General features: G+C 71.7%; 21 protein-coding genes. 5 read left to right on the top strand and 16 right to left on the bottom strand.

Annotated features, from left to right (window positions below; all coding sequences use genetic code 11):
• Positions 1 to 58: 58 nt before the first annotated feature.
• Positions 59 to 964 carry a tRNA glutamyl-Q(34) synthetase GluQRS gene (gene gluQRS, locus ABD073_RS11800; protein ID WP_386751501.1) on the top strand — a complete coding sequence of 302 codons (906 nt, stop codon included), beginning with the start codon at positions 59 to 61 and terminating at the stop codon, positions 962 to 964.
• A gap of 64 nt (positions 965 to 1,028) precedes the next feature.
• On the opposite strand, the gene ABD073_RS11795 is transcribed toward gluQRS, so the two are convergent.
• The 10 genes from ABD073_RS11795 to pyrG form a co-directional block, all read right to left on the bottom strand.
• A complete protein-coding gene (locus tag ABD073_RS11795; RefSeq protein ID WP_343874856.1) occupies positions 1,029 to 2,105 on the bottom strand; it encodes an FKBP-type peptidyl-prolyl cis-trans isomerase in 1,077 nt (358 codons plus the stop codon).
• A 10-nt stretch (positions 2,106 to 2,115) separates the two neighbouring features.
• Positions 2,116 to 3,621, bottom strand: a complete 1,506-nt coding sequence (locus tag ABD073_RS11790) for a proteasome accessory factor PafA2 family protein (protein WP_343874855.1) — start codon at positions 3,619 to 3,621, stop codon at positions 2,116 to 2,118.
• Between the two features lies 1 nt (position 3,622).
• Positions 3,623 to 4,477 carry a pseudouridine synthase gene (locus ABD073_RS11785; protein ID WP_343874854.1) on the bottom strand — a complete coding sequence of 285 codons (855 nt, stop codon included), beginning with the start codon at positions 4,475 to 4,477 and terminating at the stop codon, positions 3,623 to 3,625.
• Positions 4,470 to 5,246, bottom strand: a complete 777-nt coding sequence (gene scpB, locus ABD073_RS11780) for an SMC-Scp complex subunit ScpB (RefSeq protein WP_343874852.1) — start codon at positions 5,244 to 5,246, stop codon at positions 4,470 to 4,472. Before scpB ends, ABD073_RS11785 begins: the two co-directional genes overlap by 8 nt.
• Positions 5,243 to 6,184: a segregation and condensation protein A gene (locus ABD073_RS11775; protein ID WP_343874851.1), complete on the bottom strand. Its 942-nt coding sequence runs from the start codon at positions 6,182 to 6,184 to the stop codon at positions 5,243 to 5,245. The genes scpB and ABD073_RS11775 overlap by 4 nt, the downstream gene beginning before the upstream one ends.
• Positions 6,185 to 6,186: 2 nt before the next feature.
• Positions 6,187 to 6,513 (bottom strand): hypothetical protein, encoded by a 327-nt coding sequence (locus tag ABD073_RS11770; protein ID WP_343875140.1) that lies wholly within the window; start codon positions 6,511 to 6,513, stop codon positions 6,187 to 6,189.
• A gap of 167 nt (positions 6,514 to 6,680) precedes the next feature.
• Positions 6,681 to 7,631, bottom strand: coding sequence for a ParA family protein (locus ABD073_RS11765; protein WP_386751498.1), 951 nt, complete (start codon positions 7,629 to 7,631; stop codon positions 6,681 to 6,683).
• A gap of 127 nt (positions 7,632 to 7,758) precedes the next feature.
• On the bottom strand, positions 7,759 to 8,700 hold the full coding sequence (gene xerD / locus ABD073_RS11760; protein ID WP_343874849.1) for a site-specific tyrosine recombinase XerD: 942 nt from the start codon (positions 8,698 to 8,700) through the stop codon (positions 7,759 to 7,761).
• The gene (locus ABD073_RS11755) at positions 8,697 to 9,392 is read right to left on the bottom strand and encodes an NUDIX domain-containing protein (protein WP_343874847.1); all 696 of its coding nucleotides are present in this window, start codon (positions 9,390 to 9,392) and stop codon (positions 8,697 to 8,699) included. The genes xerD and ABD073_RS11755 overlap by 4 nt, the downstream gene beginning before the upstream one ends.
• A gap of 1 nt (position 9,393) precedes the next feature.
• On the bottom strand, positions 9,394 to 11,094 hold the full coding sequence (pyrG, locus tag ABD073_RS11750; protein WP_343874845.1) for a CTP synthase: 1,701 nt from the start codon (positions 11,092 to 11,094) through the stop codon (positions 9,394 to 9,396).
• 89 nt (positions 11,095 to 11,183) lie between these two features.
• On the opposite strand from pyrG, the gene ABD073_RS11745 reads away from it, so the two are divergent.
• Positions 11,184 to 12,242, top strand: coding sequence for an ATP-dependent DNA ligase (locus ABD073_RS11745; protein ID WP_343874843.1), 1,059 nt, complete (start codon positions 11,184 to 11,186; stop codon positions 12,240 to 12,242).
• A 70-nt stretch (positions 12,243 to 12,312) separates the two neighbouring features.
• Here the strand turns inward: ABD073_RS11745 and recN are convergent, their stop codons facing one another.
• From recN to ABD073_RS11725, 4 genes are all read right to left on the bottom strand, one after another.
• Complete coding sequence (recN, locus tag ABD073_RS11740; RefSeq protein WP_343874841.1) at positions 12,313 to 14,016, bottom strand: DNA repair protein RecN; 1,704 nt, start codon at positions 14,014 to 14,016, stop codon at positions 12,313 to 12,315.
• A complete protein-coding gene (locus tag ABD073_RS11735) occupies positions 14,016 to 14,888 on the bottom strand; it encodes an NAD kinase (protein ID WP_343875138.1) in 873 nt (290 codons plus the stop codon). Before ABD073_RS11735 ends, recN begins: the two co-directional genes overlap by 1 nt.
• Before the next feature lie 82 nt (positions 14,889 to 14,970).
• Positions 14,971 to 15,708, bottom strand: a complete 738-nt coding sequence (locus tag ABD073_RS11730) for a TlyA family RNA methyltransferase (RefSeq protein ID WP_343874839.1) — start codon at positions 15,706 to 15,708, stop codon at positions 14,971 to 14,973.
• Positions 15,701 to 15,931: a hypothetical protein gene (locus tag ABD073_RS11725; RefSeq protein ID WP_343874838.1), complete on the bottom strand. Its 231-nt coding sequence runs from the start codon at positions 15,929 to 15,931 to the stop codon at positions 15,701 to 15,703. The genes ABD073_RS11730 and ABD073_RS11725 overlap by 8 nt, the downstream gene beginning before the upstream one ends.
• Before the next feature lie 107 nt (positions 15,932 to 16,038).
• Here ABD073_RS11725 and ABD073_RS11720 point away from each other — a divergent pair, with 107 nt between their 5' ends.
• Together ABD073_RS11720 and ABD073_RS11715 are read left to right on the top strand one after the other, a co-directional pair.
• Positions 16,039 to 17,799, top strand: a complete 1,761-nt coding sequence (locus ABD073_RS11720) for a M15 family metallopeptidase (protein ID WP_343874837.1) — start codon at positions 16,039 to 16,041, stop codon at positions 17,797 to 17,799.
• A 4-nt stretch (positions 17,800 to 17,803) separates the two neighbouring features.
• Positions 17,804 to 18,550 (top strand): hypothetical protein, encoded by a 747-nt coding sequence (locus tag ABD073_RS11715; RefSeq protein WP_343874835.1) that lies wholly within the window; start codon positions 17,804 to 17,806, stop codon positions 18,548 to 18,550.
• On the opposite strand, the gene ABD073_RS11710 is transcribed toward ABD073_RS11715, so the two are convergent.
• On the bottom strand, positions 18,534 to 19,526 hold the full coding sequence (locus tag ABD073_RS11710; protein ID WP_343874832.1) for an HAD-IIA family hydrolase: 993 nt from the start codon (positions 19,524 to 19,526) through the stop codon (positions 18,534 to 18,536). The genes ABD073_RS11715 and ABD073_RS11710 overlap by 17 nt on opposite strands.
• Positions 19,523 to 20,407 (bottom strand): tetratricopeptide repeat protein, encoded by an 885-nt coding sequence (locus ABD073_RS11705; RefSeq protein WP_343874830.1) that lies wholly within the window; start codon positions 20,405 to 20,407, stop codon positions 19,523 to 19,525. The genes ABD073_RS11710 and ABD073_RS11705 overlap by 4 nt, the downstream gene beginning before the upstream one ends.
• Here ABD073_RS11705 and ABD073_RS11700 point away from each other — a divergent pair.
• Positions 20,393 to 21,424, top strand: a complete 1,032-nt coding sequence (locus ABD073_RS11700) for a hypothetical protein (RefSeq protein ID WP_343874829.1) — start codon at positions 20,393 to 20,395, stop codon at positions 21,422 to 21,424. The two genes, ABD073_RS11705 and ABD073_RS11700, sit on opposite strands and share 15 nt — an antisense overlap.
• Positions 21,425 to 21,678 lie beyond the last annotated feature (254 nt).

Genomic DNA, 21,678 nt, shown 5'->3' with positions numbered 1-21,678 from the left:
GGGTCGCCGGCCGTGCGGCGCGCGACGGCGGGTCCGCGCGGTGCGCGAGGATGGGGGCGTGACTCCTGCCGCCGGCCGTTTCGCGCCCTCCCCCACCAGCGACCTGCACCTGGGCAACCTGCGCACCGCCCTGCTGGCCTGGCTCTTCGCGCGCAGCGAGGGCCGGGGCTTCCTGCTGCGGATCGAGGACCTGGACCAGCAGCGGGTGGCGGCGGCCCCTGAGGTGGCCGCCCGCCAGCTCGACGACCTCGCTGCGCTGGGTCTGGACTGGGACGGCGAGGTGGTGCGCCAGTCCGAGCGGCTGGAGCTCTACCGCGAGGCCGCGGCCGGCCTGGAGACCTACGAGTGCTTCTGCACCCGACGAGAGATCGCCGAGGCGTCGCAGGCTCCCAACGGCGGGCCGGGAGCGCCGCAGTGGCGGCCCTATCCCGGCACCTGCCGCGACCTGTCCCAGGCCGAGCGCGCCCGTCGCCGCTCCGAGCGGGCCCCGGCGTTGCGGCTGCGCGCCGACGTCGAGCGGTTCAGTGTCCACGACCGCCACGCCGGCCTGGTGGCGGGGCCGGTGGACGACTTCGTGCTCTTCCGCGCCGACGGCACCCCCGCCTACAACCTGGCGGTGGTGGTGGACGACGGGCTGCAGGGAATCGGGCAGGTGGTGCGCGGCGACGACCTGCTGGACTCCTCCCCGCGCCAGGCCTGGCTGACCAGTCGGCTGGGCTTCGCGGTGCCCGACTACGTGCACGTCTCGCTGGCGCTGAACCAGCAGGGCCAGCGACTGGCCAAGCGCGACGGGGCGGTCACCCTGGCCGACCTGGCGGCGCAGGGCATGACCAGCGGCGATGTGCTGCGGCTGCTCTGCCGCTCCGCCGGGCTGCCGGAGGCCGACCGCGCCGAGCAGGTGCTGGCCGCGCTCCGTCCCGGCCAGCTGGAGGCCGGTCCGGTGTGGACCCCTTGGGTGGTCTGAGCCCGGACGCGCCGAGGGCCCGTCGGGAAGCATCCCGACGAGCCCTCGCGAGGCCTGCTTCAGCTCACTGCTGCGCGCCCTGCTGGGCGTAGAGCACGTCCACCACGAAGACCGCGGTGGTGTTGGCGGGCACCTTGTCGTTGCCGGCAGCACCGTAGGCATCGGCGGGCGGTGAGACGATCAGCACCCGGCTGCCGACCGGCTGGTTCACCAGGCCCTTCTGCCAGGACGGCTGCAGCTGGGAGAGCAGGGCGGTCTCGGGACCGGTCGGGTAGTCGTCGGCCAGCAGCTTGCCGTCCTTCCACGCATAGGCGCGGTAGTTGACGGTCACGGCATCGGTGGCGGCCACCTTGCGGCTGCTGGCGCCCTTGATGAGCGGCTGCACGGTCAGCGTGGTGGGGGCGGCGGTCTTCGGGACGGTGACCACGGGGAAGCCCTTGGCGTCGTCCTTGACCGTGGGCAGGCCCGCCTTCGGCGCGACGGCGGTGCCGGTGGCCTTGGTGTAGGGGGCGGAGAGGATGTCGATCACGAAGACAAGGTTGTCGCCCTTGAGGATGCCGGCCTGCGGATTGCCGTCGGCGTAGCCGTCCTCGGAGGTCATCATCACCAGGACGCGGCTGCCCACCTTCTGGCCCTCGATGGCCTTGGTGAAGCCGGGCACCACCTGCTGCAGCGAGAAGCTGGCGGGCTGCTTGTGGCCGAACTGGTCGGTGAAGGAACCGTCGAAGGCCTTGCCGGTGCGGGCGTTGACACCCTGGTAGTTGACCTCGACGCTGGATCCCTTGGCCACGGTCTGCCCGGTGCCGGGGGTGAGCACCTTGACGGCGGTCTTCTCGATGGCGATCGGCCACTTGGCGGTGATGGTGGGCGCCTTGCCGACGGTGGTCGGGGTCACGGTGACGGCGTCCAGGTTCTTCACCACGGTGGGCTTGACGGTGGGGGTGGCGGCAGCGCTGGGCGAGGCGCTCGCCGCGGGACTGCTGGCGGCCTGGCTGGCCTGCTGAGAGGCACTGGCGGCCGGGCTGACGCTGGTGCTCACCTCGGTCTCGTCGTTGCCGCAGGCGGTCAGCGAGCCGGCCAGCGCGAGGGCCAGCAGGGAGCCGGCGATCCGTCGGGGGGTCAGGTTCAGGGTCTTGTGCACGGGCCCGAGGCTACCCGATGGGCACGGAGCCCCCGAAGCTCCCCGAGGCGCCCGGAGCGCCGCCACCGTGGGAGGCGCCGGGCCCCCGCGAGCTGCGGAAGCTGGCCGATCCTGCCGCCCGGGGCTCGGTGGCCATCCGTTCCAGCAGCTCGTCGACGGCCTGGTCGGTGGTGGCGAGCGGATCGGGCACGACGACGGTGCCGTGCTCCAGGTCGTGGCAGGAGAAGCGCATCCAGTCCACCCCGAAGCTGCGTCGGTGGCGCTGGGCCGCCTCGACGAAACGGGAGCGGAGCACCGCCCTGGTGGTGGCCGGTGGCCGGTCGACGGCCACCTCTGCCGCGCCGTCGGTCAAACAGCGCTCCACCTGGCCGCGGGCCTCGGCGACCCGGGCCAGCCCGCGCCCGGCCCGCACGTCGTGCCAGGCCAGGTCGAGCTGGGCCAGCCGGGGATCGTCGGGGCGCATCCGGTGACGTTCGGCCTGGGCCAGCAGCAGGCGCCGCTTGGCCACCCAGTCCACCTCGCGCTCGACGCGTTCCAGCGCCTGGTCCTCGATGGCCTCCAGCACCCGCCCCCACAGCCGGTGCGCCTCGCGCAGCTCCTCGTCGTCGGCGTGCTCGGCGGCCAGTTCCCAGCAGTGCCGCTGCACCGCGACGGCGGCCATCCCGTCGCTGGTGACCGGGGTGCGTCCGGTGATGTCGGCCGCCACCTCGCGGATCACCCGGCCCGGCTCGCGCACCACCAGGTGGTCCAGCCGCCGGCCCGACTCCAGCACGCGCAGCACCAGCTCGGTGGCACCGATCCTGACCAGCGTGGTGGGCTCCAGCATGGTGGAGTCCCCCACGATCACGTGGAGGCGACGGAAGCGCTCGGCATCGGCGTGCGGCTCGTCGCGGGTGTTGACCATGGGGCGGCTGCGGGTGGTGGCCGATCCCATCGGGTCCCACATGTGCTCGGCGCGCTGCGAGACCAGGAAGCACCCCACGCCCATCCGGTCGCGGCTCCAGTGGCCCGCCCCGCAGACCAGCTGCCGGGTGACCAGGAAGGCGGTGAGGTGGCCCACCAGGTCCTCCAGCTCTCCCCCGGCCACCGTGCGGGAGACCTGGTAGTTCTCGTGGCTGCCGTAGGAGTTGGCATGGGAGTCAACGTTGTTCTTGAAGACCGAGACCCGGGCCTGGCGGCCTTCCGCAGTCAGGGCCTGCTCGGCCCGCTCGGCCAGCCGGTCCAGCACCAGGTCACCGGCGCGGTCCTGGGCCAGCAGCTCGGTCAGGCTGGAGCACTCGGCGGTGGCGTACTCGGGGTGGGAACCCACGTCCAGGTAGAGCCGCCCGCCGTTGCGCAGGTAGACATTGGTGGCCGCATTGGCCTCCACCACGGGCGCGAAGAGCAGGTGGGCGGCCTCGTCGGAGCCCAACCGGCGCCAACCAGCAGAGCGGCCGGCCCGCCCCTCGGGCAGACCGGCCGTCTCGACGCGCACCTGGAGCCCGTACTCGGTCTCCAGGCCCCGGACGCGCCTCATCTCACATCTTCACCAGGTCGAGCAGGACGCCCATCTCGTCGCGGGTGAGCTCGCGGGCCTCGCCGATCGGCAGCTGGCCCAGGCGCACCGGGCCGATGGCGGTGCGGCTCAGCTTGCGCACCGGGTGGGCGACGGAGTCCATCATGCGGCGCACGATGCGGTTGCGGCCCTCGTGCAGGGTGATCTCCACCAGCGAGCGGGTCTCGGAGCGCATCACCAGCTTGACCTTGTCCGGCTTCACCGGGCCGTCGTCCAGGCGCAGGCCCTTCTCGAGGCGACGCAGGGTCTTGTTGTCCAGCAGGCCCTCCACCTCGGCCAGGTAGGTCTTGGGCACCTTGTACTTGGGGTGCGCCATGCGGTGGGCGAACTCCCCGTCATTGGTGAGGATGATCAGGCCCTCGGTGTCGGTGTCCAGCCGACCGACGTGGAACAGGCGCAGCTGCTGCCAGCTGGTCTTGTCGAACTGGATGTCGCCCAGCGTGGGGCGGCCCTCCGGGTCCTCCATGGTGGAGACGACGCCGCGGGGCTTGTTCACCACCAGGTAGGCGTGGCGACGGGGCGGCGGGATCCGCATCCCGTCGACGCGGATGGTGTCGCGCTGCGGGTCCACGCGCAGACCCTGCTCGGTCACCAGGGCGCCGTTGACCTCGACGCGACCTCCGGCGATCATCGCCTCGGCATGGCGACGCGAGGCGATGCCGGCCGCGGCCAGCACCTTCTGCAGCCGCACCAGCTCGGGCTCGTCCTCGGCCTCGGGGCGGTCCTCGCGGGCCGTCTCCTCGGGCTCCGCCTGCTCGGGGCGGTGCTGCTCCAGGTCGATGTTCTCGTCGACCTCACGGTCGTCGTGCTCAGTCATGCGTGCTGTCGTCCTCGTCCTCGGCCGCGACGTGGTCGTCGGCGGCATCGTCCTCCACCGTATCCGGACTTGACCCCTCGGCGGCATCGGCTGACTGCTGGCTCTCAGCCCCACCGGGCACTTCGGCCTGTCCCGACCCGGATGTCTGCTCGGTGGGGGCGCCCTGCTCGGTGGGTGCGGTGACCAGGTCGGCCAGCTCGGCCTCCAGGGCGGAGGCATCGGGCAGGTGCGGTGCCAGCGGCGGCAGCTCGTCGAGGCTGGCCAGCCCCATCCGCTCCAGGAAGTAGTCGGTGGTGGAGAAGACCATGGCGCCGGTCTGCTCGTCGGCGCCGGCCTCGGTGACCAGGCCGCGGGCCAGCAGGGTGCGCACCACGCCGTCGACGTTGACGCCGCGCACCGCGGAGACCCGGGCCCGGCTGATCGGCTGCAGGTAGGCGATCACGCTGAGCGTCTCCAGTGCCGCCTGCGAGAGCTTGTTGGACTGCCCGGAGACCACCCAGGCGCTGATCAGCTCGGCATGCTCGGCGCGGGTCCAGTAGCGCCAGCCGCCGCCCACCCGGCGCAGCTCGAAGCCGCGCTGGGAGCGGTCGTAGAACTCGCGCAGCGTGGTCAGGGCCAGCTCCACCACCTCCACCGACTCCTGCACCGCCTCGGCCAGGGTCTCGGTGGTCATCGGTTCGTCGGCCATCAGCAGCAGGGCCTCCAGCGGTCCCTCCACCGCCTCGGCGCGCTCCTCGCGGCTGGCCGGTGCCTGCTCCTGCTCGCTCATGCGTCCTCGCTCGTCTCGTCGTCGGTGGCCGGTGCCGGTTCCTCGTCCGGCGGTTCCCCGCCGGTCTGCTGCTCACCCGTCTGCTGCTCGCCCGTCTGCTGCTCCTCGGACCGGTCGCCCTCTCCCCCGTCGAACTCGTCGGAGATGGTGACCTCGGTGTCCTCGTCGCCGGTCCAGCGGATGGTGAGCTCGCCCAGCGGGGTGAGCTGCTCGAAGCTGACGGCCCGGTTGCGGAAGAGCTCCAGCAGGGCCAGGAAGCGCGCCACCGTGGTCAGCTTGTCGGCATCGCCGGTGAGGGCGCGGAAGGTGATGGTGCCGGTGCGCTGCAGCCGGTCGACGATGAGGCCGGCCTGCTCCTGGACGCTCACCGTGGAGCCGTGCAGGTGCTCCAGGCTCACCTCGGGCGGCCGGGAGGGGGTCAGCGCGCGGGCGGCGAGCTGGGCCAGCCGTTCCGGGCCGGCCGGGATGGTGACCTCCGGCAGCAGGCCGGCGAAGCGCGGCTCCAGGCCGCCGGGCCGGGCGAAACGCAGCGTCTCGGCCTCCAGGCGCGCGGCGAACTCACCGCTCACGATCTTGAAGGCGCGGTACTGCAGCAGCCGGGCGAAGAGCAGGTCCCGGGCCTCCAGCAGCGCGAGGTCCTCGGGGTCCTCCACCTCGCCCTGGGGCAGCAGCCGGGCGGCCTTGAGGTCCAGCAGGGTGGCGGCCACCACCAGGAAGGAGCTGGTCTGCTCCAGGTCCCAGACCGCGCCGCCGGCCTTGACGTGGGCGATGAACTCGTCGGTGACCTTGCTCAGCGCGATCTCGGTGACGTCCAGCTTGTGGCGGCTGATCAGCTGCAGCAGCAGGTCGAAGGGGCCCTCGAAGTTGTCCAGCACCACCTGGAAGCCCTTGTGGGCGCCGTCGGACTCGACGGTGAGCTGGTCGGCGGGCGCGGCCACGCTCAGCCTTCCAGCCGGCGCACGAGCTCGCTGTCGGCGCCGTGCTCGGCCAGCTCGGCCAGGGCGATGGCGACGGCGGCCCGCACGATCCTGCCCCGGTCGGCGCGCAGGCCGTGCTGGGCGCGCAGTTGCAGCCGAGCCTGCTCCAGGCCCAGCAGCTCCTCGCTGCTGACGTAGACGGTGATCTTCTCGTCGTGGCGCACCCGGCCGGTGGCCGAGGGTTCCTCCTCGGCCGCCGCACCCCGTGCACCCCGAGCCGGGGCAGCAGGCGCGGGCGTGGTCGGTGCCGGTGTCGCGGAGGCTGCGGAGGCGGCCTTCTTGCGCGGCACCTGGCGTCGGGTCTCCGGGGAGACGGCCTCCTCGAAGGGCGGCACGACGGCCTTGCGGCGACGGGCCGGCTTGCGCGCCGGCGGCGTGGCCGCGGGTGCGGGGTCCACGGCTGCGGCGTGGTGGTCCTCGTCGGTGGGCCGGAAGAGCTCGTTGGCGCCCGGCAGGCTCACTCGTCGTGGCATCGCGCCAGGACCTCCTTGGCGAGCTGGCGGTAGGCCTGGGCGCCCGGCGAGCTGGAGGCATAGGTGGTGATCGGCTCACCCGCGACGGTGGTCTCGGGGAACTTGACGGTGCGACGGATGACGGTGTGGAAGACCGACTCGCCGAAGGCGTCGACCACCCGCTCCAGCACCTCGCGGGAGTGCAGGGTGCGGCCGTCGAACATGGTGCCCAGGATGCCGAGCACCTTGAGGTCGGGGTTGAGCCGGTCGGTGACCTTGGTGATGGTGTCGGTGAGCAGGGCGATGCCACGCAGCGCGAAGAACTCGCACTCCAGCGGCATCAGCACGTAGTCGCTGGCGGTGAGCGCATTGATGGTCAGCAGGCCCAGCGAGGGGGCGCAGTCGATCAGGATGACGTCGTAGTCACCACGGACCTTGCGCAGCACGCGGTCCAGGGTCTGCTCCCGGCCCACCTCGCTGACCAGCTGGATCTCGGCGGCCGAGAGGTCGATGTTGGAGGGCAGAATGTCCAGGCCATCGACGGTGGTGGGCGCGATCACCTCGGAGGGCTCGTAGTCCTTGCTGAGCAGCAGGTTGTAGATGCTCACCTCGAGGGTGTGCGGGTTGACGCCCAGGCCCACCGAGAGCGAGCCCTGCGGGTCGAAGTCCACCAGCAGGACGCGACGGCCGGTCTCCACCAGCGCGGCGCCCAGGTTGATGGTGGTGGTGGTCTTGCCCACGCCACCCTTCTGGTTGCACATGCTGATCACGGTGGCGCGCTTGCGGCCGGGGGCCGGCGGGGTGGGCTCGGGCAGATCGGGCATGGTGCGGCCGGTGGGGTCCTCCTCGCCCGCCGCGGTCTGCACGTCGTTGACCTTGCGACCCAGGCCGCCGCCCGGCACCTCGAAGAGCGCGCCGTCATTGCTGCGGGACTGGGTGGTGTCGGTGGAGTCCACGATCTGCCTCTCGGTTTGGCTGTGCTGGCTGCGGTCGCTGGCGGCCGCCCTCGGGGCAAGACTAGTGCTTTGTCGACACGCTGCGGGCCGTGGCGGGCCGTCGATCCGCACCGGGGGCATCACCGGTTCAGCGGGCCCGGGGGTGGGCGGTCAGGTAGACCTCGCGCAGGTGCTCGACGGTGACCTGGGTGTAGATCTGGGTGGTGGTCACCGAGGAGTGGCCCAGCAGCTCCTGCACCACCCGGACGTCGGCGCCGCCGTCGAGCAGGTGGGTGGCGAAGGAGTGGCGCAGGGTGTGCGGCGAGACCTCGGTGGTGATGTGGGCGGCCTCGGCGTGCTTGCGCAGCACTGCCCAGGCGCTCTGCCGCGACAGCCGGCGCCCCAGCGAGTTGAGCAGCAGCGCGGGCCCCGGGGTGCTGGCCTTCGCCTGCCAGGCCGGGCGGCCACGCACCAGCCAGGCGTCGACGGCCTCGCGGGCGTAGCTGCCCAGCGGCACGACGCGCTGCTTGTTGCCCTTGCCGAGCAACCGCAGCCCGTTGCCGGGATCGGAGAGGGTGCGGCTCAGCTCGTCGACGTCCAGGTCGCAGACCTCGCTGATCCGGGCGCCCGTGCCGTAGAGCAGCTCCAGCAGGGCGCGGTCGCGCAGTCCCTCGGTGGTCTCCACGTCGGGGGCGTCCAGCAGGGCCTGCACCTGGTCCAGGGCCAGCGCCTTGGGCAGTCGCTTGCCCAGCCGCGGGACGCTGGCCTCGGTGGTGGGATCGGTGGTGGCCAGGCCGTCGGAGACGGCGAAGCGGTGCAGGTTGCGCACCGCCACCAGGGTGCGGGCCACCGAGGCCGGGGCCTGCGGCGGGCGGTCCTCGTCTCCGGTGGTGAGCCAGCGTTGGAAATCGGCGACGTCGGCCGGGGCCACCTGCGTGGCCTCGGCCACGCCCCGCTCGGCCAGGTAGGCGTCGTAGCGCACCAGGTCACGCCGGTAGGCGGCCAGGGTGTTGGCCGACAGGCCACGCTCCACCGCCAGATGGTCCAGCCAGGCGGGCGCGAGGCGTCGCAGCGCGCCCCACTCGCTCACGCCCGGTCCGTCTCGTCCCGCTCGTCGGCGTGCGCCAGCTGCTCGCGCTGGGCATTGCGCGCGGCCCAGACCTCGCGGGCCGGCCACGGTGCGTCGGCCGGGCGCAGCTGGTCCAGGGCACCGGAGAGACGGGCGGTCTGCAGCGCCAGCACGCCGCTGACCAGCGAGGGAGACTGCATGGTGCCCGCCATGATCGACGCCACCAGCTCGTCGAGCGGCACCCAGCTGGTCTCCATGTGGGCCTCCTCGTCCTCGACGACGAAGCCCTCGGGACGCGGCGCCTCGGACAGGCCACGGGCCAAGTAGACCCGGATCGACTCGTCGCAGCCGCCGGGTGTGGAGAAGATGTCCACCAGCACGCGCCAGTTGGAGGCCTGCAGCAGGGCCTCCTCCGCCAGCTCGCGCCGGGCGGCGGCCAGGAAGTCCTCGCCCTCGGCGTCCAGCAGGCCGGCGGGCGGCTCCACCAGGCGCATGCCCACGGGATGGCGGTACTGGTGCACCACGGCCACCCGGTCGTCCTGGTCCAGCGCGATCACCGCGACCGCACCGGGGTGGGTCATGAACTGGCGCCGGAAGGGCTCGCCGCTGGGCGGCTGCACCTGGTCCTCGACGAAGCTGCACACCCGGCCGGTCCCCAGGACGCGGTGGTCGGTGATCTGCCAGGTCTCCGGGATGTCGACCGGGGTCGTCATCTCAGGCCTCCGTGTCGGTCTGGTCGGCCTCGGTGCTGGGCGCAGGGGTGTCGACGGGCAGCCGGGCGGCCACCTTGCGCTCCACGGCGGCCTTCACCAGGCCCTTGAACAGGGGGTGCGGGCGGGTGGGGCGGCTCTTCAGCTCGGGATGCGCCTGGGTGGCCACGAAGTAGGGGTGGACGTCGGCGGGCAGCTCGATGAACTCCACCAGCGCGGCATCGGGCGACAGGCCGGAGAAGACCAGCCCGGCCTTCTCGAGCTGCTCGCGGTAGGCATTGTTCACCTCGTAGCGGTGACGGTGGCGCTCCTCGACCCGGTTCTTGCCGTAGAGGCGCTGCACCACGCTGCCGCGCTTCAGCTCGGCCGGGTAGGAGCCGAGCCGCATCGAGCCGCCCAGGTCTCCCCCGCCGGAGACGATCGCCTTCTGCTCCTCCATGGTGGCGATCACCGGGTTGGCGCTGTCCGGGTCGAACTCGCTGGAGGCGGCGTCGGTGATGCCGGCCAGGTCTCGGGCCACCTCGATCACCATGCACTGCATGCCCAGGCACAGGCCCAGGATCGGCACCTGGCGCTCGCGGGCATAGCGCACCGCGCCGAGCTTGCCCTCGACGCCACGGATGCCGAAGCCGCCGGGCACGCAGATCGCGTCCACGTCGCCGAGCTGCTCCTCGGCACCCTCCGGGCTCTCGCAGGTGTCCGAGGCCACCCACTTGATGTTGACCTTGGCGCGGTTGGCGAAGCCGCCGGCGCGCAGCGCCTCGCTGACGCTCAGGTAGGCGTCGGGCAGGTCGATGTACTTGCCCACCAGGGCGACGGTGACCTCCTCGACGGGGTTGTGCACCCGGTCCAGCAGGTCGTTCCAGCGGGTCCAGTCGACGTCGCGGAAGCTCAGGTTGAGCCGGCGCACCACATAGGCGTCCAGGCCCTCGGAGTGCAGCACGCGCGGGATCTCGTAGATGCTCGGCGCGTCGATGCAGGCCACCACGGCCTCCTCGTCCACGTCGCACATCAGCGCGATCTTGGACTTGATGCCCTCGCTGAGCGGGCGCCCGGCGCGGCAGACGATGGCATCGGGCTGGATGCCCACCTGGCGCAGCGCGGCCACCGAGTGCTGGGTGGGCTTGGTCTTCATCTCGCCGGAGGGCCCGATGTAGGGCACCAGGGAGACGTGCAGGAAGAAGACGTTCTCGCGGCCGATCTCGTGGCGCACCTGGCGCGCGGCCTCCAGGAAGGGCTGGGACTCGATGTCACCGACGGTGCCGCCGATCTCGTGGATCACCACGTCGATCTCGGGGCTCTCCATGGAGAGCATCTCGTCCTTGATCTCGTTGGTGATGTGCGGGATCACCTGCACCGTGTCGCCCAGGTAGTCGCCACGGCGCTCCTTGGCGATCACCGAGGAGTAGACCTTGCCGGTGGTGACATTGGCCTCGGCGGACAGGTTGCGGTCCAGGAAGCGCTCGTAGTGGCCGATGTCCAGGTCGGTCTCGGCGCCGTCCTCGGTGACGAAGACCTCACCGTGCTGGAAGGGGTTCATGGTGCCCGGATCCACGTTGAGGTAGGGATCGAGCTTCTGCATCGTGACCCGCAGTCCTCGCGCCACCAGGAGGCTGCCGAGGCTGGACGCCGTCAGGCCCTTCCCGAGCGAGGAGGCGACGCCTCCGGTGACGAATACGTGCTTGCTTCTCTTGGCGTCTCCCACGGGATTCCAGCCTACTCGCAAAAGCGGGCTGGCCTCGCATCGGGGCGAAAGTCGCGGGTGTCGTGGCGAGCTGCTGACAGACTGGGCGCATGGACCTGCCGCTGCCCCTGCCGATCTCCCCCATGCTGGCCAAGGCTGTCGCCGAGGTGCCCGCCGCCGACAGCACCGAGGGTGGCTGGAGCTACGAGCCCAAGTGGGACGGCTTCCGCTGCCTGGTCTGCCGCGACGGCGAGGAGGTGGAGCTGCTGAGCCGTTCCAGGAAGCCGCTGACCCGCTACTTCCCCGAGGTGGTCGAGCTGGTGCGCCGGCACTTCCCGGAGCGCTGCATCGTCGACGCCGAGCTGGTGGTGCGCGCCGGTGAGCCGGGAGCGCAGAAGCTGGACTGGGAGTCGATCAGCGCGCGGATCCACCCGGCCGCCTCCCGGATCGCCCGGCTCAGCGCCGAGACCCCCGCCGAGCTGGTCTGCTTCGACCTGCTGGCGCTGGGTGAGCAGGACCTGACCGCCCTCGGCTACCGCGAACGTCGCGCCGCCCTGGAGCAGCTCTTCGAGACCGTCGACTCGCCCGCCGTCCACCTCACCCGCTGCACCGGCGACGAGCAGGTGGCCCGCCAGTGGTTCGAGAGCTTCGAGGGGGCCGGGTTGGACGGCGTCATCGCCAAGCGCAACCTGGGCCCCTACGAGCAGAACAAGCGGGCCATGCTCAAGGTGAAGCACAAGCGCACCGCGGAGGCCGTCGTGCTGGGCTACCGGGTGCACAAGTCCGGCCAGGGTGTCGGCTCGCTGCTGCTGGGGATGGTGGACGAGACCGGCGAGCTGGTCAACGTGGGCGGCATCGGTGCCTTCAGCAACGAGATGCGGTTGGCCCTGGTGGACCAGCTGGCCCCGCTGGTGCTGCGCGAGCAGGACGGTTCGATCCGGCACGCCGAGACCGCGCGCTCCCGGTTCAGCGCCTCCGGCGACGCGGACTTCGTCCCGCTGGAGCCGCGCGTGGTGGTGGAGGTGGCCTTCGACCAGCTGGAGGGGCGCCGCTTCCGCCATGCCGTGACACTGCTGCGCTTCCGACTCGACCGGGAGCCGGACAGCTGCCTGCTGGAGCAGGTGGAGCGTCCCATCGCCTATGACCTGGACGACGTGCTGGCCGAGTGATCCACGGCCCCGGTGCTGACCGGCGGCGGTTCGCCGGTCTGCCCTGCCACAGGGCCGAGCGGTTCGGGGCTCAGGCCTGCCCGGCCGCCTCCAGCAGCTCGCGGGCATGGGCCAGCGAGGACTCGCTGGAGGAGATGCCGCCCATCATCCGGGCCAGCTCCTCGAGCCGTTCCTGGCCGGTGACGCGACGCAGGCCGCTGGTGGTGACCTGGCCGTTGGTGGACTTGCTGACCACGTGGTGGGCATCGGCGAAGGCGGCCACCTGCGCCAGGTGGGTGACCACGATCACCTGGCAGTGGGTCGCCAGCCGGGCCAGCCGACGGCCGATCTCCACGGCCACGGCACCGCCGACGCCGGCATCCACCTCGTCGAAGACGCAGGTGTGGGCGCCGGGCGCCTCACCAGCATCGGCGTCCACCAGCACCACCTCCAGCGCCAGCCGGACCCGGGAGAGCTCACCGCCCGAGGCCACCTTGCCCAGCGGGGCCGGCGGCGAGCCGGGGTTGGCGGCGAAGACCAGGCTGACCTGTTCGGCGCCCCAGGGGCCGAGTTCGTCGAGCGGTCGCAGCTCGAAGCCGAGCCGGGCGTGCGGCATGGCCAGGGCGGCCAGTTCCGCCTGGACGGCGGTGGCCAGCTGCTCGGCGCCCTCGGTGCGTCGGCTGGTGATGGCGGCGGCCTGCTCGGTCAGCGAGGCGTCCAGTGCCTGCAGCTCCTGGCGCAGCTGGTCGATCCGCTCGTCGGAGCCGGTGAGCTCGGCCAGCCGGGCGGCGGAGCGACGTGACCAGTCGAGCACCTCGTCGATGCTGCTGCCGTACTTGCGCAGCAGGCCGGCCAGGGCGGCGCGGCGCTCCGCGATCGCCTCCAGACGGGCCGGGTCGGCCTCCAGATCGGCCAGGTAGCCGGCCACCTGGGCGGCGGCCTCGTTGAGCAGGAAACCGGCCTCGCGCATCTGCTGGGCCACCGGGGCGGCGGCGGGGTCCAGCGCCTCGGCCTGTTCCATCGCCTTGCGGGCCTCACCGAAGGCCCCCACGACGCCGGGGGCGTCGCCGTAGCCGTCGACCGATCCGCTCAGCGCCGTGCTGGCGGTCTCGGCGAGCTGGCGCAGGTCGTCGACGGCCTGCAGCCGGCCGGCCTCCTGGGCCAGCTCCTCGTCCTCCCCCGGTTGCGGGTCCACCGCGGCCACCTCGTCCAGGCCGAAGTGGAGCAGATCCTGCTCCCGGGCCCTCTCCTGGGCGCGCGTGACCAGCTCGTCGAGCTCGGTGCGCATCCTGGCGCGTCGCTCGTGGTCCTCGCGGTAGGCCTGCAGGGCGCGGGCGTGCTGGGCGCCGCAGAAGCGGTCCAGCACCTCGCGTTGGCGCTCCGGGCTACCGAGACGCACCTGCTCCGACTGGCCGTGGATGGTGGCCAGCTCGCCGGCCAGTTCCGACAGGTTGCCGATCGAGCTCTGGGCCCCGCCGACGAAGGCGCGGGAACGTCCTGAGGCGCTGACCTGGCGGGCCAGCAGCAGCTCGCCGTCCTCCACCACGCCACCGGCGGCATCGACCCGGTCGGAGACCTGCTCGACACCCGCGAATCGGCCCTCCACCAGGGCGCGCGCGGAGCCGTGGCGCACCACACCGGAGTCGCCGCGCTGGCCCATCAGCAGCCCGAGCGAGCTCACCACCATGGTCTTGCCGGCGCCGGTCTCGCCGGTGACGGCGGTCATGCCGGGGCCGAACTCGATGGTGGAGGTCTCGATCACGCCCAGGTCTGCGATCCGCAGCTCGACCAGCATCAGCGCCGACCTCGGAAACCCTCGACGGGCAGGGCGAACTTCTTGACCAGACGGGTGGTGAAGGGCTGCTCGGACAGTCGTGCGATGAGCAGGTCGTGCTGGTTGCGGCGCACCACGATCCGGCTGCCCGGCACGGCGTCGACGGTGCGGGCGCCGTCGGCCCAGACCGAGGCCGGGACGTCGCGCTCCAGGCTGAGCTCCAGCTCCACCGTGGAGGTGGGGCTGAGCACCGAGGGGCGGGCGAACAGGGCGTGGGCGCTGAGCGGGACCAGCTCGATGGCCTCCACGTCGGGCCACATCACCGGTCCCCCGGCACTGAAGGCGTAGGCGGTGGAACCGGTGGGCGTGCTCACCAGCACGCCGTCGCAGCCCCAGCGCGAGAGCGGGCGGCCGTCCACCAGGGCGAGCACCTCCACCATGCGCTCGCGGGCCACCTTCTCCAGCGAGACCTCGTTGACGGCGAAGGAACTCCAGCGCAGGCCACCGTCGGGATCGTGCACCTCGACGGCCAGGGTGAGGCGCTTCTCGACGGCATAGCTGCGCTCGGCCACCTGGCGCACCAGGTCCGGCACCTGCGAGGCCTCCAGCTCGGCGAGGAAGCCGACATGGCCCAGGTTGACGCCGAGCAGTGGCACCTCGCGGTGCAGGGCCAGCTCGGCAGCGCGCAGGATGGAGCCGTCGCCGCCGAAGATCACCACCAGTTCGAGCTGGTCGGCCCCGGCCAGCGAGCCCACCTCGACCTGCCCTTCCAGGGCCTCGACGACCGCGGCACGGTCGTCGTCGTCGAGGACGCACCGGATGCCCAGGCCGGTCACCTGGCGGATGAAGTCGACGGCGGTGTCCAGGGCCTCGGGGCGGGTGGGGTGCAGCATCACCGCCACGACGCGGCTGGATTCCGGGAGCTGGTGGGTCACGGGGCCCACCCTATCCGCGGGCACCGACATTTCCGCCGGCTCAGGCCCGCTCGAAGAGCACGAAGTACTCGATGTTGCCGGCCGGTCCGGGCAGCTGGCTGACCGAGCGCCAGGTCTCGGCCCAGCCCAGCGCCGCGGCGGCGTCCACCACGTCCTGGACCGCTTCCAGGCGCAGCTGTTCGTCGCGGACCACGCCGGCGGAGGTGAGGTTCTTGCGACCCACCTCGAACTGGGGCTTGACCATGAGCAGCGCCCTGCCGCCCTCGCGCAGGACACCGAAGAGCGGCTCCAGCAGCAGCTTCAGTGAGATGAAGGAGACATCGCAGACCACCAGGTCCACCGGAGCGCCGTCCAGGTCGCCGAGCTGCAGCTCGCGCAGGTTCAGGCCCTCGCGGACGTGCACCCGGGGATCCTGGCACAGCGGCTCGACCAGCTGTCCGTGGCCGACATCCACCGCGTAGACCTCGAGCGCGCCGCGGCTCAGCAGCACCTCGGTGAAGCCGCCGGTGCTGGCGCCGGCATCGAGGACGCGGGAAGGCACCTGCTCCCAGCCCAGCTCGTCGAGCGCCCCGAGCAGCTTGAAGGCGGCGCGGGAGGCCCACTGGACGTGCTCACCCATGGTGATCTCGGCCCCCACGGGGACCTGCTGGGAGGCCTTGGTGGCACGACGTCCATCCACCTGCACCAGCCCGTCCTCCACCAGCTTGCGGGCCAGGCTACGGCTGCGCGCCAGACCGCGCTCCACCATCTCGACGTCGAGCCGGGTGCCCTCAGCCATGGTGACCTGGCCTGAGCACGCCGGGGATCGGGGTCTGGACCGCGCCGCGACTGTCCTCCAGCACCGAGGTCAGCACGTCCTGGGCAGCGGCCAGCCGGTCGTGGTGCTCCTCCAGCGGCGCCTCCGCCAGCGAGGCGAGCTCGGCCATCGCCTGGTCCACCAGCCGGTTCCCGGTCTGGGGCGGCTGTTCACTGAAGGCTGGCTGCGGGTCGGGCTCACTCATGCGGACAACCTAGCCCAGAGCACGGACTGCCTGATTGGTCGCATGCCCTGATCCCGCGGACCTGTGGCAGGGTGGGCCTGTCACGTCCGCACCGGTGAGGATCCTCGATGACCACTTCGTCCACTGCCCGGGCCACGACGGCCCTCGGCCTGGCCCTGGCGCTCAGCAGCCTGGCAACGCCTGTCGCGCTGGCCGAGACCGCCAGCCCGACCCCGAGCCCCTCGGCCGGATCGGCCACTGCCTCCGACGGTGCCAGCAGCAGCCAGCAGGCCACCCCCGCCCCAGCCGCGACGGTCAGCGCCGAGGCGAGCACGGAGCCCACCACGACGGCGAGCCCGGAGCCCACCAGCGGCAGCCCGACCGTCCAGCCCTCGGTCACGCCCTCCGCTCTCCCGGCGACGCAGAGCCCGTCGAGCAGCCCCAGCGCCTCGGCCAACCAGAGCCCCGAGACCCGCATCGCGGCGATCAGTCGGCTGAGCATCACGCCGCCGGCAGCCACGCCGGTCTGTCTTCCGGCCACCGTCTCGGGAACAGCCGCCCCCGGAGCCACCGTCGTCGTCGACGGAAGCTACGGCGGGGTCCGCACCCTGGCCGTCGCCACGACGAAGGCCGACACCGCGGGGCGTTGGACGGTCCTGGTGCGTCATCACGAGTGCTACCTGGGCACCCATCTGGTGCGGATGCGCTCCGGCGCGTCGACGACCGCAGAGGTCTCGTACCAGCGCACCGGCACCAAGCCCACGTACACCATCGCCGCGAGCCAGCCAGCCCATCCGGGCGCCGGCTTCTACCGCCCCTGGGGGGCGGTGCTGGTGAAGGGACGCATCTCGGTGCTCACCAGCACCCGGATCACGCTGTGGCGACTCGACGCCAACAAGCGCAACCCCACCAAGGTGAACTCCACCATGTCCGACGCCAAGGGCAACTACGCCTTCCTCACCACCTTCCCTGCCGCCAACGACAGCTACTTCTTCGTGGACTCCGGCCGCGGTGCCTCTGCCCAGATCTCCCCGCTGCTGCGGATCCTGGCCGCCACCCCCCGGGCGACCGCGAGCGCACCCGCCCAGTTCCACGCCACGGACAACACCACCATCACCGGGCAGCACAGCCCTGCCGGCGCCCGCTACACCAAGGTGCAGGTCCTGCGCTCGGGTGTCTGGACCGACCAGCCCGGGCGGTGGTACTCCACGAGCACCGGAAGCTACAGCCTGCCGTTCACCTGGGAGCGGGGCTATGTGGGCACCTACCGGGCCCGGGTGGCGATCGCCCAGCCGAACGCCACCTGGCTGTACTCCCCCGCCGTCTCCATCCGCCGCTACGCCAACCTCCGCGCGGTGGTTCGCGCCACCACGGCCGCGGACGTCGCCAAGACCTACCGGGCCGGCTGCCCGGTGGGGCCGGCCAGCCTGCGGACGATCGAGATGAACTACGTCGGCTACGACCGTCGCCTGCTGCGGGGCGTGATGATCGTGCGCACCGACCTGGCGGACAACGTGGTGCGCGCCTTCACCACCGGCACCCAGGTGCACAACTTCCCGATCAAGAGCATGCGCAATCCCAACGACTGGGGTGGCGACGACGTGAAGATGATGGCGGCGGGCAACACCTCGGCCTTCAACTGCCGACGCGTCACGGGCAACCCGTACGCCATGTCGCCGCACTCCTACGGCAAGGCGATCGACGTGAACACCATCGAGAACCCCTACCGCGACCCCAACGGCCGCTGGTACCCCAGCGCCACCTATGCCTCCTACCGGCCGGCATCGGTGCGAGGACTGCTGGTCGCCACCTCCGGCCTCACCGTCGGGCTCAAGGCCCAGGGCTATGCCTGGTTCACGGGCTGGGACTGGCAGCACTTCGAGGCCTGATCCGATGACCTGTTCCCGCCCCCACCGTGTCCTGGCCGCAGCCGCCGGACTTGTCCTGCTCGCCGGCGGCTGCTCCAGCGACCCTGCTCCCACACCGTCGTCCACCGGCACCTCCGGTGGAGTTCCGACGGATACGGCCACTGCCTCGGAGAGCCCGTGGAGCCCTGGCCCCTCCGACGTCGACCTGCCGGCCCCCACCCCTCCGACGACGCCGGCCGCGTCGACGGCCGGTTCCCTGGCGCTGGCCAGCGTGCCGGTCCCGGACGGATGGAAGGCCGTGGTGCAGAAGGGCAGCATCGAGGAAGGCTTCCTGGGCAACGGGACGCCTGCCCACGCCCGCGATCCTCGCTATGCGGCCTACGAGATCATGAGCGTCGGTTGCGCCGAGGTGAAGCGTGACAGCTGGACCGATCCCACGCACGCCCTCGAGGTGAGCCTGGCCAAGGGCCCGGCCAAGGGGATGGCCGAGGCGATGGTCTTCGCGGACGCCCAACAGGCCCGAACCTGGTTCACGCAGTGGACGGCCCAGCTCAAGGCCTGTGAGGGCTCCAGCAACCCGAAGACCACCGCCAGCAGCACGACCGCGGACAGCTGGATCGGCCGACGCAGCTACGGTTCGGCCGACGGCTGGGCGGAGGTCGGCGCCGTGATGGACAACACCGTCCGGCTCTACCTGCTGGCAGATCCGGACGGTGCGATCACGACGCAACAGCAGCAGGCGCTGCTGGCGCAGGTCAGGGCAGCTCGCTGAGTTGGTCCACCACCTCGGCGGTGACGCCGGGATTGGCCCAGACCAGGTTCAGCACGGCCCACAGGGCGTCCAGCTGGCCCTCACGATCCGAGGGGATCGCGGCCAGCTGGACCGCGCCCTGGTCGAGGCGCGCCTCCTGGTCGCCGCAGCGCGCCACCTGAGCCTGCACCTCGACGGTGCGGGCCGGCTGGAGCAGGGCACGCAGGTCGTATCCGATGTGGGTGGGACGACCTTCAGGTCCCGCCTGCAGCAGGTCGTGCTTGCCGTGGGCGCCGGTGAAGACGAAGAGCGAGTCCATGCCGACCGCGACGGCACCCATGATGTCGGTGTCGATGCGGTCCCCCACGAAGACGGCCTGCTCGGTGCCCATCCGTCGCATGGTCTCCTGCAGCAGCGGCGGGAAGGGCTTGCCGGCCACCTGGGGGCTCACCTTCACGGTGTAGCCGACGGCGGCGATCTGGGCGCCGGCGCCGGGCACCAGTCCCTTGTCGGTGGGACGGGTGGAGTCGGTATTGGTGGCGAACCAGGTGGCACCCCGCTGCAGGGCGACGCAGGCGTCGTCGATCCGGGGCCAGGTCATCTGCGGGTCGTAGCCCTGGATGACGGCCACCGGCTCCTCCTCGCTCGTGGACACCGGCACCATCCCGGCCTGCTCCACCTCGGCAGCCAAGGCCTCGGTGCCGACCACCAGGACCTTGCTGCCCCGGGGCAGCTGCTCGGCGAGCATCCGGGCCCCCGCCTGGGCGCTGGTGACGACGTCCGAGAGCTCCGCCGGGACGCCCAGCCCCACGAGCTGGTCGACGACCACCTGCGGGCGACGTGCCGCATTGTTGGTGACAAAGCCCACCTGCGTGCCGCGACGCTTGAGCTCCTGGATCCCCTCCGGCGCACCCTCCACAGGGGCGGGGCCCAGGTAGACGACGCCGTCCAGGTCGAAGAGTGCTGCCTCGTAGGCCTCGACCAAGGGCGCACTCATCGCTCGTCCTCCTGGTCCGGCGCCGGGAGGTCCTCGTCCTGGGCCTCGCTCTGGCCATCCTCGGCGTTGGAGAAGACCGTGGCCTCGACGCGTCGCGCACTCCCCTGCTCGGTGGCCTCATCCTGCTGGACGGCGTCCTCGACGGGCGGCTGCCCGGGGTGCGCGCTCGGCTCGGGCGTCCCGGACGGAACGTCGGTGCCTTCGGCAGGATCCTCGTCGGCCGGCTCGTCGTCGTCGTGGACGCCCTCCCCACCGGGCAGCAGGTCGCCGTCCTCGTCCTCCTCGGGCTCATCCTCGCCCACCTCGAGCACGAAGCCGTCGAGCCGGTTGACCCGGTCGTCGACGTCGAGGGTGTGCTCGTTGTCCAGCTCACCCGCGGTGACGAACCACTTGCGGGCCGCCTCGGTGTCACCCTGGCGTTCCAGCAGGTCGGCATAGGCATAGCGCAGACGAGCCTGCGCCAGACGCGAGCCGGTCTGCTGGCTGATGCCGTTCTTGAGCAGGCGCAGGGCCTCGGCACGGTTGCCCATGTCGTCACGGGAGCCGGCCTCCACCAGCAGCATCTCCACCTGCTGGTCCGGGTCCATACCGGCGTCGGCGGCCTCGCGAGCCAACTTGAGCGCATTTTCCGGACGGCCAAGGGCGCGTTCGCAGTCCGCCATGACGGGGAGGAATTCAGATCCACCCGTCATGCGGCGCAGCGCCCGGTACTCGTTCAGGGCGACAGCGAACTCGCCTGCGGCATAGGCGGTCTCGGCGGTGGCCTCGCGCACCACGGGAAGCCGCGCGGCACGACGACGGGCGGCCTCGGCATGGCGGTAGGCCAGCTCGGGGTCGTCGTCGATCAGCTCACCGGCAGCCACCAGGTGGGCCGCGACCACCGAGCCGAGTTCCTTCGGCAGGCCACGCAGCTCCGCCCGGACTCCGAAGGGAAGGCTGCGCTCGTCGATGTCCTGCGGGGTCTCCGGCTCGTCCTCACGGGCGGCCAGGCCCGGCCTGACGAAGTTATCCTCGTCACGACGTCCCCTGTGGTCATCGCGGTCGCGGCCCCCGCGCTCAAAGGACGAGCCCTGCCGCTGGGAACGCTCACCGTGGCCGCCACGCTCCCCGCGCTGGCCCCGGTCACGATCCCCGTAGCTGCGACGCTCACCGTCACGGGAGCCTTGGTCGCGGTTGCCGTAGCCACGACGCTCACCGTCGCGGGACTGGTAGCCACGCTCGGAACGATCACCGTAGCTGCGACGCTCCCCGTCACGGGAGCCTTGGTCGCGGTTGCCGTAGCCACGACGCTCACCGTCGCGGGACTGGTAGCCACGCTCGGAACGATCACCGTAGCTGCGACGCTCCCCGTCACGGGAACCCTGGTCGCGGTTGCCGTACCCACGACGCTCACCGTCACGGGACTGGTAGCCACGCTCGGAACGATCACCGTAGCTGCGACGCTCCCCGTCACGGGAACCCTGGTCGCGGTTGCCGTAGCCACGACGCTCACCGTCACGGGACTGGTAGCCACGCTCGGAACGATCACCGTAGCTGCGACGCTCCCCGTCACGAGGACCTTGGTCGCGGTTGCCGTACCCACGACGCTCACCGTCACGGGGACCCTGGTCGCGGTTGCCGTACCCACGACGCTCACCGTCACGGGACTGGTAGCCACGCTCGGAACGATCACCGTAGCTGCGACGCTCTCCATCACGGGAACCCTGGTCGCGGCTGCCGTACCCACGACGCTCACCGTCACGGGACTGGTAGCCACGCTCGGAACGATCACCGTAGCTGCGACGCTCTCCATCACGGGAACCCTGCTCGCGGTTACCGTACCCACGACGCTCACCGTCACGGGAACCCTGCTCACGGCTGCCGTACCCACGACGCTCACCGTCGCCGGCGCCTCGTGAGGCCTGCTGCCCCCTGGAACCGCCAGTTCCGCGGAAGTTGCCGGAGCCATCCTCACGGCGGAGGCCCTCTCGACGGGGGCCACGCGAGTCGTCTCGCCGGCCACGCTCGTTCGAGGGGCGGTTGTTTCGGTCTTCAGCCATGGATCCATCCTGCCGCACCGAGCACTCGCTCGGTCACTAGTTGTCCGGGAACGTGAAAACACCCCTGGAGGAAAGATCATTTCTGATCCCCTCCAGGGGTGTTTGTAAGCCCG

Source organism: Luteococcus peritonei, from assembly GCF_039526385.1.
Taxonomy (GTDB): Bacteria; Actinomycetota; Actinomycetes; order Propionibacteriales; family Propionibacteriaceae; genus Luteococcus; species Luteococcus peritonei.
Note: the sequence above shows the minus strand (reverse complement) of the source record. Positions and strands in the feature narration are given on the sequence as shown.

Bases quoted from the DNA above. Each gene is read 5' to 3' on its own strand.
- ABD073_RS11715 (WP_343874835.1), top strand. From the start codon at position 17,804: ATGACCTGTTCCCGCCCCCACCGTGTCCTGGCCGCAGCCGCCGGACTT.
- ABD073_RS11710 (WP_343874832.1), bottom strand. From the start codon at position 19,526: ATGAGTGCGCCCTTGGTCGAGGCCTACGAGGCAGCACTCTTCGACCTG.
- ABD073_RS11785 (WP_343874854.1), bottom strand. From the start codon at position 4,477: ATGACTGAGCACGACGACCGTGAGGTCGACGAGAACATCGACCTGGAG.
- ABD073_RS11725 (WP_343874838.1), bottom strand. From the start codon at position 15,931: ATGAGTGAGCCCGACCCGCAGCCAGCCTTCAGTGAACAGCCGCCCCAG.
- ABD073_RS11735 (WP_343875138.1), bottom strand. From the start codon at position 14,888: ATGCTGCACCCCACCCGCCCCGAGGCCCTGGACACCGCCGTCGACTTC.
- ABD073_RS11790 (WP_343874855.1), bottom strand. From the start codon at position 3,621: ATGAGGCGCGTCCGGGGCCTGGAGACCGAGTACGGGCTCCAGGTGCGC.
- ABD073_RS11730 (WP_343874839.1), bottom strand. From the start codon at position 15,708: ATGGCTGAGGGCACCCGGCTCGACGTCGAGATGGTGGAGCGCGGTCTG.
- ABD073_RS11720 (WP_343874837.1), top strand. From the start codon at position 16,039: ATGACCACTTCGTCCACTGCCCGGGCCACGACGGCCCTCGGCCTGGCC.
- recN (WP_343874841.1), bottom strand. From the start codon at position 14,016: ATGCTGGTCGAGCTGCGGATCGCAGACCTGGGCGTGATCGAGACCTCC.
- scpB (WP_343874852.1), bottom strand. From the start codon at position 5,246: ATGAGCGAGCAGGAGCAGGCACCGGCCAGCCGCGAGGAGCGCGCCGAG.
- ABD073_RS11755 (WP_343874847.1), bottom strand. From the start codon at position 9,392: ATGACGACCCCGGTCGACATCCCGGAGACCTGGCAGATCACCGACCAC.
- ABD073_RS11745 (WP_343874843.1), top strand. From the start codon at position 11,184: ATGGACCTGCCGCTGCCCCTGCCGATCTCCCCCATGCTGGCCAAGGCT.